This is a genomic window from Draconibacterium sp., from assembly GCF_041583095.1.
GTDB lineage: Bacteria > Bacteroidota > Bacteroidia > Bacteroidales > Prolixibacteraceae > Draconibacterium.
On the sequence record NZ_JBFHGM010000163.1, the window covers coordinates 1 to 11,684 of the forward strand.

Sequence of the window (11,684 nt, forward strand, 5' to 3'; positions counted from 1 at the left end):
AAAGCCGCCGGCAGGCAGAAAGTTACAGTTCTTCTCTTGCTTCTATAAAATTTTTATTCCACCGGATTTTACGGGTGATCCATGGTTCTCCCGGACGAAACTCAAACAGCAATACACATAAAAAGATGGGGCCTTTCAGAAATAAAAAAAGCTCCAGAAAAATCTGAAGCTTTTATCGGGTGGATGATGGGATTTGAACCCACGACCTCCGGAACCACAATCCGGCGTTCTAACCAACTGAACTACAACCACCATTTTGTTTGCGGGTGCAAATATAAATATTTTATTCTTTCCACAACTCAAAAAGAATTAAATTTTGAATGGTATTTTTGTTTAAGATTGTTTTCCATATCAAAAAAAGAAATCCTGCATTTTGCAACCACTGCAAAATATTCCTGTCATTAAAATTGAAAGATGAACAGTTGAGACAAAAAGAGCACATACATAAAAAAGTTATCGAGGCCAGTAAGAAGGGAGATAACCGGGCACGATACGAGCTATATGGATTGTACTCTAAAGCCATGTTCAATATTTGCTACCGAATGATGAATAACCGTGAGGAGGCCGAAGACATGTTGCAGGAAGCATTTACACAGGCATTTACCAAACTGGAATCGTTCCGTTACGAATCGAATTTCGGGTCGTGGCTAAAACGAATAGTTGTAAACACCTGCATTAATGCCATTAACAAACGAAAAGTGGATCTTACCTATTGCGAGGAATTTTACGACTACGACAGTGAAGAGGAAAGCAACGAATACGAGCCGGAATATACAATAGCAAATATTACACAGGCAATGGAACAATTACCCGAAGGCGGACGAATGATTTTTTCACTTTATCTGCTCGAGGGGTACGATCACGGCGAAATTGCGCAAATACTGAAGATTAAAGAATCAACATCGAAAACCCAGTTTATGCGCGCCAAACGCCGTGTTGTTGAACTATTAAAACAAACCCATGGAGATGCTATGGATAAAATATAAGCCATATGGAGAAGAATAGATTAGAGGAATTTATAAAAGCAAAACGCGGGGAGTTCGATTTCAGAACACCATCGCCGGAAGTATGGGATAAAATTAACACTGCCACAAAGGAGACGAAAGTTGTTTCGCTGCGCCACTATTTTATTCGCGCAGCAGCTGCAGCGGTTATTCTAATCGCAACGGGAGTGATACTTTGGCAAAACAATCTGAACAATCCTGTGCGCCTTGCAGAGAATGCAGATCCGGAACTAAAGGAGCTAATAGAGGCTGAAGCATTTTACTCGTCGCAGGTGAATCAGAAACTGAAAGAAATACAAAAATGTTACTATACTTTTCCGGAACTGAAACACGAAATTGAAACCGATTTAAACGAACTGGAAGGGATGTACCAGCTGCTTAAAAACGATTTGGAAGAAAATATTTCGAATAAAAGCGTAATTGAAGCAATGATTGAAAACAACCGTTACAGGCTGCAACTTTGCGACGATGTGCTGAACCAGGTTAAATGTTAGACAAGGAGGAAAAATGATAAAAATAAAGTGGAAATTAGTTGCCGGACTGTTTGTTTTACTTGCCCCGTTATTGGTAAATGCCCAGTTTACCGACACCAAAGAGATTCGGAAATCGTATGCCATTACACCCGAAACACAAATTGAAATTACCAACAAATACGGGAAAATCGATTTCAAGAGCTGGGACAAGGACTCGGTAAAATTCCTCATCAACATCAGGGTTGAAGAAAAAAAACTATCGAAGCTGGAAGAATCGATAGAAGAGATTGATTTTGACATTACCAACAGCGAACACTACCTGATAGTGCGCACAATAGTTGAAAAAAACCTGGGTACACTGGGCCGTGAAATCAAAAAGTTTAAGGAGACCTTACTAAGCTCGGATGGAAATATCCAGGTGGATTACACGGTTTGGCTGCCCGACTCGAACCGCTTAAAAGTTGACAATAAATTTGGCGACATCTACATTGGCGACTACAAGGGTGAAGCCGACATCACCCTGTCGAATGGAAACATGAAAGCTCACGATTTCCGCCACCTGAATCTTACGCTAAACTTTGCCGATGCCACCATCAACAAAATAGAAAAGGGGCGCCTGGATTGTAATTTCAGCGAGCTGTTCACCAAAGAAATGGGAACGATACACCTGCAAAGTAAGTCAACCGAGTTTGAGTTCCAGGAAGTGGAAAGCCTTTCGGCGTCATCGCGCCGCGATAAATTCAGAATCCGCAAAGTTGAACTTCTTGATGCACAATGCAGTTTTACCACGTTCCGAATAAACAAGCTTGTTGACCGCGCAAAAATTCAGGCGGAATACGGAGATATTGAAATGGAAGGAACCGAGGCTGATTTTAGTGGCGTAAATATCGAATCGCGGTCAACCGACATTAACCTGTATTTTAACAGCGAATCGGCATTCAGTTTCGATATTCAGCATACAAAAGCTGATGTGAGTTTTGACTCCGATTTTTCAATAGAAAAGGAAGACGTGCTGGATGAAAAAGAAAATGAAATAAAGATTACCGGAAATTTTAGAAAAACACAAAATCCTTCTGAAAAGCTTACTATCAGGGCGAACTCGGGCAATATTAACCTGCGTACCACCTATTAAATAAATTTTTAGCACGCATTTTGCAACCTCTCCCAAAAACACCTGTCTTTTAAAAGCAGAAAGAAAACAATTATTAACCACACGGGAATTGTTTGCCAAAGCCATGAAAACAATTAAGCAAACTTCCCACCAGAAAACAATTTGTTATGCAAACGATTAAGCTATTCATTTATGGGCTTGCTATGATCTTTAGCGCCACCAGTTGTATCGACGAATTTACTGTTGAAGGAAATGGAATCCGCGAATCGGAAAGCCGCATTGTTACCTCCTTTGAAAAAGTAAAATCATCGGGAGATTTTGAGGTACACATTACCGAAGCACAAAGCCACGATGTGTTAATAAGTGCCGAGGAAAACCTGTTGCAGTACATTGAAACGTATGTTTCGGGCGAAACTTTGCACATTGATGTAAAAGGAATCCGGAATTTGAAAAACCGTTTGCCCATGGAAGTATTTATCTCGACTCCAACCCTGCAAGGGATTAAACAAAGTGGATCGGGAATTATTACCACCGATTATTTTGTGAGCAACGAAATAGATCTAGTCCTGTCCGGATCGGGAAGTATAGTTACTGCCTTTGAAGCCGAAGAAGTTGATGCTTTACTCTCAGGATCGGGAACCATTGAATTCTCGGGCTATGCCGACGATGCTGATTTTGTAATCAGCGGATCGGGAACGATTGATGCCCACCAGCTCGATCTGCACAATTGCTCCACTTCCACATCCGGATCGGGCGATATGTATGTTACTGTTTCGCGGCATCTTCGCTCAAATATTTCAGGAAGCGGAAATGTATTTTATTCCGGGAATCCGGACATTGAAACCCATATTTCGGGCTCAGGCAGTGTAATCAGCGAAAACTAAAAATAACCACTATGAAACGTTTCCTCATTATCTTGTTATTTTGCCTGCCACTGGCCTTGTCTGCTCAAACTTTTGATAAAGCAATCGGTATCCGCGGCGGATACTCGGCGGGTTTCGAATACCGCTTTTATACCGACGATGCCAATTCGTGCAAATTCCTTTTGGCCACCCGCGACGATGGGATTCAGCTACATGCAATGAAAGAATTTCACGAGTACGACCTGTTTACTTTCTCCGAGCAATTATCGCTGTTTTACGGACTGGGAGCCCATTTCGGGTACGAACAGTGGGACAAATATTACGTGCAGGATAACACCAGCTGGTACGAAGAACGAACAGCGATGCTGGCAGGTGTCGATGCTGTTGTTGGTGTGGAATACCTGTTTTACGAAGTACCGCTCTCCATCGGATTCGAGGTCAAACCTTATGTTGATGTGCTGGGCCGCGATTTTTTCGACCTCGAACTATTCGATTTTGCCTTTACCATAAAATATCATTTTTAAGCCAAAACAACTATTTAACAAATTCAGAAAAATGAAAACATTAACACTTTTACTGGCCTTTTTAATGGCCGCCGGTTTTGCCTTTGCGCAAGACGATTATCAAAACCACGAGGTAGAAACCATTTTTTCGAACCAAAGAAGTAACGGAGGTTACGGTGCTTTTACAATTGGTTATACTCAAATTGACGGGCGCGATGCCATGGTTGCCGGAGCGCGTGGTGCTTTTATTTTCGACCACTCGTTTGCCATTGGAGTAGCCGGATACGGTTTTGTTAACGACCTGGAATACCACAATTACCAGGCAAATCCGGAAGACCGCTTCTTTTTAGCCGGTGGTTACGGCGGTGTATTTTTCGAGCCTATTGTTGGAGGCACCAAACCTGTACATGTTTCTTTTCCAATAGTAGTGGGAATGGGAGGAATATCGCTGGTAGAACAAACCAACTGGGACCGGGATTACTACCACGATTACCAGGAATACGACACTGACCTGTTTTTTGTTTTCGAACCGGGTGTAGAGTTGGAATTCAACCTTACCCGCTTTTTCCGCATGGCAGCATACGGAAGTTACCGCCTCACTTCCGACATTGAATTATATGAAACCAATCCCGATGTGCTGCGGGGTTTTAATGTTGGAATGACATTTAAGTTTGGGAAGTTTTAAAACTTCCTGAAAACAGAATGAGTTCCGGTTTATTATCCAATCCGCAAATTGATTGTCGCTGAATACCCCATCCCTAAAGGGAGCAGCAACAATCAATTCGCTCCCTTTAGGAATGGGGTAAACGAATTGATCTCCCGAATGATCATACATTTTTGGATATAGACAGGATACTTCCTAAAAACAAAAAGCGGTTGTCCGATACAATTCCGAACAACCGCTTTTTTATTTCAATTGGTATAATTCCGCTTATTCGTAAAAATCAACATAATCTTGAGTTTTCAAATACTCAAAGCTTTTTTTACAGCTTTCAAGCGGCTCGAAATTGTAGCGCTCAACCTCCACAATACCGTATTTAGCACGTGATTTTAGGCGCTCAGCAAAAACTGAGGCAAAATCCATTTTTCCGCTTTCGCCCAGTTCCTTTTCGTCTTTTATGTGCCAAAGCTCAAAACGTCCCGGATATTTTTCGAAATAATCAACGGCGTTTTTACCACCTTCTGCAATCCAGTACAGGTCAAGCTGAAACATCACCTTTTCAGGATCGGTTAATTCCAGCATCCAGTCGTAAAGCGGTTTGCCTTCGTATTCAGTTGTAAACTCTTTATCATGGTTATGGTAACCAAAACGAATACCGGCGGCATTACATTTTTCGCCAACTGCGTTAAAATAGGCACAATATGCCTTCAGCCCTTCAAGGCTTTCGTATGCCGAACCGCCCATCCATGGCTGAACAATCCATTTTACACCGGCAGCTTTGTGTGCTGCAATACAAGTATCCCACCATGCCATTGTTTCGTCCCATTTTTCTTCCGACGGAACATCCTGCCCGGTGTGCGCTCCCAAAACTTTCAGGCCATTACTTTTGCACAGCTCAGTAAACTCAACCGGCTCCATCCCATAAATTTTCCCGTCGCCGTAACCCGCGGTTTCAACAAAACCGTAGCCCATTTCGCCAACTGCTTTTAATGTTCCCGGAACATCTTTTCCCATGTCATCCCGTACAGAATACAGTTGCAAACCGATAAATTTTTCCTTTTTGACTTCGGCACTTTTTTCTTCTGCTTTTTTGGGTGCAGAATTGCAAGCGGTAAGACCTTGCATAAACAAAACAGCAACAGCAACAACTGCCACTAATTTTAAATTAATTCTTTTTGAAATCATTTTTAAATTGGTTTTAGGTATTTAATTATGTCACAAAGATGTGATTTTCTCACAAAGATGGCTTTTTTAAGCTATTATTCCCACAATCGGGCACACTTAATCGCTACTTTTGCTTCTTCAAATTTACCACATGAAAAATAAAGACCTGACAGCGATACTTTCAGCCCTGGGCGCTGCTTTTTTCTGGAGTTTCTCGTTTGTATGGTTCAAAATAGCGTTTATTGCCTATAAACCAATAACAGTAGTGATATTAAGGCTGGCCATAGCCGCGCTGCTTATAACTGTAATTGCCTGGTTCTTAAAACGCTTACAAAGGCCTGAAAGAAGAGACTACAAACTGTTTTTCTTTATGTCGATGTTCGAACCCTTCCTGTACTTTTTAGGAGAAAGTTACGGATTGCAATACGTTTCGTCGACAGTGGCTGCAGTAATTGTGGCTACAATTCCATTACTTACACCCGTAGCCGCCTGGTATTTCCACAAAGAAAAAGTAAGAGCAATGAACCTTTTAGGGCTCATCTTCTCATTTGTTGGTGTTGCTCTTGTTGTGCTAAACGACAGTTTTAGGTTCGATGCTTCGCCATTGGGCGTTGGGCTTGAATTTATGGCCGTTTTATCAGCAATAGCTTATGCCATTATTCTTAAAAATCTGGCAACGCGATACAACACACTAACCATTATTGCTTATCAGAATTTTATCGGGGTAGTATTGTTTCTACCCATCTGGCTTGTTGTTGATGTAAAAGACTTTATTCAAACTCCTTTCCATCCTCAAGCCTTCCGGGCAATTGTTTTGCTGGCTGTTTTCTCGTCAACGCTGGCCTTTGTATTTTTTACCCAAAGTGTACGACAAATCGGAGTTACGCGCACAAATACGTTTATAAACCTTATACCGGTGTTTGTGGCCGTTTTATCATTTTTTATTCTGAAAGATGAACTGGGACTTCAAAAAATCGTTGGAATTCTGGTGGTTGTTACCGGATTATTTCTCTCGCAGATAAAGAAAAAGGATACGAACGGACGCCTAAAAGCGGTTGAGGTACACCGGAAATAATTTTACTGTTTTTGTTATTACTCCTCTACCCTTTTGTCTGTCGACATTTTCCCTTACAAAGGGAAAACAGCCGTGATGCAAAGCCACTAAAGTTGATAAATGCTGGCTCCCCTGGTGAGGGGAGCTCCCGACAGGGTGAGGGGTAAAGAAAGATTTATTAAAATTGCAACAAAATGAACATCAATTATAAAACACCGGAAGAATTAAAACTGCTTACCGACAAAAGCCGGCCTGAAACCAATGCTTTGTTGAAAAAGCTGAAAAAGAAAAAACCCAAGCGGCTTGATGATGTGGTGCACGCGTTACATTACGAAGCCTTTGATAATTTCGATTGCCTTGATTGCGCCAACTGTTGCAAAACTATCGGGCCGCGGCTGATCGACAAAGACATTGAGCGACTGGCCAAACACCTGAAAATGAAAGTGGTCGATTTTATGGATCAATACATAAAAACCGACGAAGACGGCGACTTTGTTTTTAACGCACACCCCTGCCCTTTTCTTTTGCCCGACAATTATTGTATGGTGTACGAAAGCCGCCCAAAGGCCTGCCGAGAATACCCGCACACCGACCGGAAACGTTTTTACCAGATTCTTGACCTGTCGCATAAGAATTGCGAAACCTGCCCGGTGGTTTTGGAAGTTTTTGAAGAGATGAAAAAAGAAAATTTCTAACTTTAAGGCAAATCATAAAACCAACACCATGGGATACAACGGCCTCGGAATGCAACGCTGGATTTCAACGATGAAACCCAGAAAATACCTTGGAAGACGCAGCAAACCTGATGGAGGTGGCGGTGCTGCTTCAATAGGTCCGGAAGTAAACAGCTACTACCACATAAAAAAACGCGACTTTACCTTTCTAAAAAACAAAACTTATTCCGATAGCTACAAAAAAGAACTTCGATCAAAACTAAAAGATGAAACAAAAATCAACAACCGGAAGATAATGATGAGTTTTGCAATTGGACTTGTAATCGTATTTCTAATATTTGTATACTTTAACGACCACTTCGATTTATTTTGAAATCCCCAACATCCATTTAAAAATTACATCTTATGAAAAAACTACTATTAAACGACGGAAACGAACTACCAATAATTGGTTTCGGAACCTATAAATCAAACGAAGAAGAAGGAATTGACGCGGTAAAATTTGCCCTGCTAAACGGTTACCGGTTAATTGATACGGCGGCCTTTTACTTTAACGAAGAAGCCGTTGGCAAAGGCATAAAAGCCAGTGGTATTCCGCGCGAAGAAATTATTGTAACCACCAAATTATGGCGCGATTGTTTAGGATACGGATCGACCAAAAAAGAATTCGAAAAATCGCTAAAAAAGCTTGATCTGGATTACATCGACCTCTACCTGATACACTGGCCGGCCAATGCAAAAAACTACAACAACTGGCAAAAAGCCAATGCCGACACCTGGCGAGCCATGGAAGAATTGCAAGCCGAAGGAAAGATTAAATCGATTGGTGTGAGCAACTTTTGGCAGGAACATTTTGATGCCTTGTTTAATACTGCCAATGTAAAACCGGCGGTAAACCAAATTGAGTTTCATCCGGGATACTGGCAGCCGGAATTAACAGCGTTTTGCAAAAATCACAATATTGTGCTTGAAGCCTGGTCGCCACTGGCACGCGGGCGTGTGTTCGACAATGAATCCTTACAGCAAATTGCCAGAAACCATAATCAATCAATCGCTAAAGTTTGCCTGCGCTGGATTACGCAGCACGATGTGGTGGTTATTCCAAAATCAACCACCCACGAACGCATTCTGGACAATATGTACATATTTGGCTTTGAGCTCACTCCGGAAGAAATACACATTATCGATAATCTTCCTGAAATTGGGTTTAGCGGTGAGTTGCCTAATATCTGGCCGGATAGGCTTCCGGTTAAATAACTGCTGATAACCTCACCCGAGATGCCATTAATCCCAGGCCCAAACAATACTCACGACTCGCAATAGGGTTGCAAAGGATAAAAACAGTGAACATCTGATTGTTTTTACTTTTCCTACATCTCAATTGTCTTGTCCTTCATATGTAGGACAAGACAAATGTAGTGCAGGAATGATTAATATCGGTGTAGGACGCACTGTTTTGACCGTAGGACGTCTTTTCCCCGGTGTAGGAGCTCCATTATTTGATGTAGGAGACCATAGATCCAGTGTAGGACGACTAATCTGAGGCTGAGGAAACATTTTTTGTCCCGAAGACAAACAAAAGATGCCTTTTCAAACGGTTTCGATCCCTATATTACGTGATCTTAAAAGCAGCGCTTATTAACCGCTGCACTCTTTCTGCGAAAATCAGCAAAATCTTTGTCATCTGCGTTCTAAATTCATCGTAACGTTCCAACACCGATAATTCTCCCAATGTGCTTCCCCTATAATAATAATTAAATACCTTTGGCGTTTTAGAAAAAATGACGATCGCGCATGAAGCGAAAAATTTACCTACTTATACTTTTTTGTTTTTCGATGTTGGCGGGAAAGGCCCAAATTGGAGGTGAGTATACCTACCAGTTTCTGGAGCTGACCAACTCGGCGCGTATTGCTGCTTTGGGAGGTACTCAAATTGCCATAAACGATTCAAGCGATCTGAACCTTCCCTACGCCAATCCGGCACTATTGCACGAAGACATGGATCACCGCGTTTTGGTGAATTACGTGAATTACCTTGCCGATGTAAATTACGGCTATGCCTCGTACGCCAAAACCTACGACGGAATTGGCAATTTTGCGGTGGGTATGCACTACATCAATTACGGGCAGTTCGACGAAGCCACCGAAGCCGGCGAACTTACCGGAATAACGTTTAAAGCGGCTGAATATGCGCTTAACCTTATTTATTCGAACCGCTATAAACGGCTGAATTACGGGATCAACCTGAAACCTATTTTATCGTCGTTCGAAACCTACCAGTCGTTTGGAATTGCTGCCGACCTGGGGGCAAGTTTCGCCAGTAAAGACGGTTATACAAACCTGGCTTTTGTGGTGCGCAACTTTGGTACGCAAATCTCAAAGTACTACGATGGAGCCGATGGCGAACGCATTCCGCTGAACATTCAGGCAGGGTTTAGCAAACGCTTACAACACGCACCGCTTGTTTTTTCGGCTACTTTGCAACACCTTAACCACTGGGATCTGGCATCAAGCGATGAAGAGAAAGACTTTAACGGCGAAACCATTCACCAGCGCGAGGAGAGTTTTGCCAAACAAACGATGCGCCACCTGGTGCTGGGAGCGGAAATTCTTCCTTCCGAAAATTTCACCCTGCGAGTGGGCTACAATTACCAGCGGCGTCAGGAGCTAAAATTCGACAACAAAGCATCAACGGTGGGCCTTTCTGCCGGGTTCGGGCTAAAAATCAAACGTTTTCATTTTGATTATGCCATTTCCAGGTTTCATCTGGCCGGCTCGTCGAACCTGTTTTCGGTGTCGGTTAACCTGAACAACAACTTCTAATTAAAATAACACTGTCACCACTTGTTTCCCTTTCACCAGCTTGAAGACAATACCGAAGCTTCGAACTTCTGCCCTATTCTTCTGCCTTTACAGAAGTGGAACGGCCTATTTTGGTCTTTGCCCGTAGTTGAAATGAAACCTTAATGAGAGCGGGAAGCTCCGAGGGATCGAGGAGATCACCCGTCCGAATTTAGGTTTTATGAAAACGGAGGGTAAAGACCAAAAGCAGACTTGACTTTTTTGCTTCGTTTTTGTGTCAAAACAAAAATGAAGGCCTCCGGCAGGAGATATATAAAGTGCTACATTATCGAATAAGCTACACATGATCTTATTTCTTTAAAACTTTTTAGAATCACCTAAAACAGACAATTGAATCTTAATTAAAATTTCCCCATATTTGCTCCAAATTCCTAAAGAAACATGAACGACAAAAAGATTATCATCGCCATCGATGGCCATTCGTCTTGCGGCAAAAGCACCATGGCCAAGTCACTTGCTCAGCGACTTGGATACGTTTATATCGACACCGGAGCCATGTATCGCGTGGTAACTCTGGTTGCCCTGCGCAACGGATGGATTGAGAACAAGATTCCCGACACACAAAAAGTTATCGATGGATTGAAAGACATTAAAATCACTTTTAAATGGGATGAAAAAGCCGGAAAAAACACCACTTTCCTGAATGGTGAAAATGTGGAAGATGAGATTCGGCAGTTGGAAGTTTCAGAGAATGTAAGCCCTATTAGTACCATTGCTGAAGTTCGTCATGAAATGGTACGCCAGCAACGCGAAAACGGCAAAAACAAGGGCATTGTTATGGATGGGCGCGATATTGGCACCGTGGTCTTCCCCGATGCCGAACTGAAAATATTTATGACCGCCTCGCCCGAAATTCGTGCACAACGACGTTACCTCGAACTCATTGCAAAAGACGACAACATAAACTTCGAAGAGATTTTAGCCAATGTTGAGGGGCGCGATAAAATTGATTCAACACGTGCCGTAAGTCCCTTAAAACAAGCCGACGATGCACTTATTCTTGATAATAGTGAGCTAACGCGCGAACAACAATTGGATTGGGCCGTTAAGAAAGTAAAAGAAATTACTGAAGAAAAATGATTGTTGAGATAGATAGAAGATCGGGATTTTGCTTTGGCGTGATCAACGCAATCAAAGCAGCGGAGGATGAATTGAAGCAAACGAAGCAACTGTATTGTCTGGGCGATATCGTTCACAACGGAATGGAAGTGGAGCGCCTTGAGAAAATGGGATTAAAATCCATCTCGAAAGAGGAGTTTTTTACCCTCAGCAATTGTAAAGTATTAATCCGTGCCCATGGCGAACCGCCGGAAAC

General features: G+C 42.3%; 13 protein-coding genes, 1 tRNA gene and 1 pseudogene. 13 read left to right on the top strand and 2 right to left on the bottom strand.

The features are described 5' to 3' along the window. Positions 1 to 178 precede the first annotated feature (178 nt). Positions 179 to 252, bottom strand: a tRNA-His gene (locus tag ABZB17_RS14715). A 170-nt stretch (positions 253 to 422) separates the two neighbouring features. Between ABZB17_RS14715 and ABZB17_RS14720 the strand changes: the two genes are divergently transcribed. The 6 genes from ABZB17_RS14720 to ABZB17_RS14745 all read left to right on the top strand — a co-directional run bounded on the left by ABZB17_RS14720 (position 423) and on the right by ABZB17_RS14745 (position 4,639). Continuing rightward, positions 423 to 986: an RNA polymerase sigma factor gene (locus tag ABZB17_RS14720; RefSeq protein ID WP_372651095.1), complete on the top strand. Its 564-nt coding sequence runs from the start codon at positions 423 to 425 to the stop codon at positions 984 to 986. A gap of 5 nt (positions 987 to 991) precedes the next feature. Then, positions 992 to 1,498, top strand: coding sequence for a hypothetical protein (locus tag ABZB17_RS14725; RefSeq protein WP_372651096.1), 507 nt, complete (start codon positions 992 to 994; stop codon positions 1,496 to 1,498). 13 nt (positions 1,499 to 1,511) lie between these two features. Further along, on the top strand, positions 1,512 to 2,609 hold the full coding sequence (locus ABZB17_RS14730) for a DUF4097 family beta strand repeat-containing protein (RefSeq protein WP_372651097.1): 1,098 nt from the start codon (positions 1,512 to 1,514) through the stop codon (positions 2,607 to 2,609). A gap of 146 nt (positions 2,610 to 2,755) precedes the next feature. Further along, positions 2,756 to 3,472, top strand: a complete 717-nt coding sequence (locus tag ABZB17_RS14735; protein WP_372651098.1) for a head GIN domain-containing protein — start codon at positions 2,756 to 2,758, stop codon at positions 3,470 to 3,472. 11 nt (positions 3,473 to 3,483) lie between these two features. After that, positions 3,484 to 3,975: a hypothetical protein gene (locus tag ABZB17_RS14740; protein ID WP_372651099.1), complete on the top strand. Its 492-nt coding sequence runs from the start codon at positions 3,484 to 3,486 to the stop codon at positions 3,973 to 3,975. Positions 3,976 to 4,006: 31 nt separating this feature from the next. Further along, positions 4,007 to 4,639, top strand: a complete 633-nt coding sequence (locus ABZB17_RS14745) for a hypothetical protein (protein WP_372651100.1) — start codon at positions 4,007 to 4,009, stop codon at positions 4,637 to 4,639. 246 nt (positions 4,640 to 4,885) lie between these two features. On the opposite strand, the gene ABZB17_RS14750 is transcribed toward ABZB17_RS14745, so the two are convergent. After that, positions 4,886 to 5,800: a sugar phosphate isomerase/epimerase family protein gene (locus ABZB17_RS14750; RefSeq protein ID WP_372651101.1), complete on the bottom strand. Its 915-nt coding sequence runs from the start codon at positions 5,798 to 5,800 to the stop codon at positions 4,886 to 4,888. Positions 5,801 to 5,930: 130 nt separating this feature from the next. Between ABZB17_RS14750 and ABZB17_RS14755 the strand changes: the two genes are divergently transcribed. The 7 genes and pseudogenes from ABZB17_RS14755 to ABZB17_RS14785 all read left to right on the top strand — a co-directional run. Then, the gene (locus ABZB17_RS14755; RefSeq protein ID WP_372651102.1) at positions 5,931 to 6,854 is read left to right on the top strand and encodes a DMT family transporter; all 924 of its coding nucleotides are present in this window, start codon (positions 5,931 to 5,933) and stop codon (positions 6,852 to 6,854) included. Between the two features lie 173 nt (positions 6,855 to 7,027). After that, positions 7,028 to 7,528, top strand: coding sequence for a YkgJ family cysteine cluster protein (locus ABZB17_RS14760; RefSeq protein WP_372651103.1), 501 nt, complete (start codon positions 7,028 to 7,030; stop codon positions 7,526 to 7,528). 28 nt (positions 7,529 to 7,556) lie between these two features. Further along, complete coding sequence (locus tag ABZB17_RS14765) at positions 7,557 to 7,880, top strand: hypothetical protein (RefSeq protein ID WP_372651104.1); 324 nt, start codon at positions 7,557 to 7,559, stop codon at positions 7,878 to 7,880. 32 nt (positions 7,881 to 7,912) lie between these two features. Continuing rightward, entirely contained in the window at positions 7,913 to 8,764 is an 852-nt protein-coding gene (locus ABZB17_RS14770; protein ID WP_372651105.1) for an aldo/keto reductase, read from the top strand. A gap of 537 nt (positions 8,765 to 9,301) precedes the next feature. After that, positions 9,302 to 10,330 (top strand): type IX secretion system protein PorQ, encoded by a 1,029-nt coding sequence (gene porQ, locus ABZB17_RS14775; protein ID WP_372651106.1) that lies wholly within the window; start codon positions 9,302 to 9,304, stop codon positions 10,328 to 10,330. Positions 10,331 to 10,750: 420 nt separating this feature from the next. Then, positions 10,751 to 11,449, top strand: coding sequence for a (d)CMP kinase (cmk, locus tag ABZB17_RS14780; protein WP_372651107.1), 699 nt, complete (start codon positions 10,751 to 10,753; stop codon positions 11,447 to 11,449). Continuing rightward, positions 11,446 to 11,684, top strand: a pseudogene (locus tag ABZB17_RS14785) (4-hydroxy-3-methylbut-2-enyl diphosphate reductase); the annotation flags it as partial. The gene cmk and the pseudogene ABZB17_RS14785, both read left to right, overlap by 4 nt.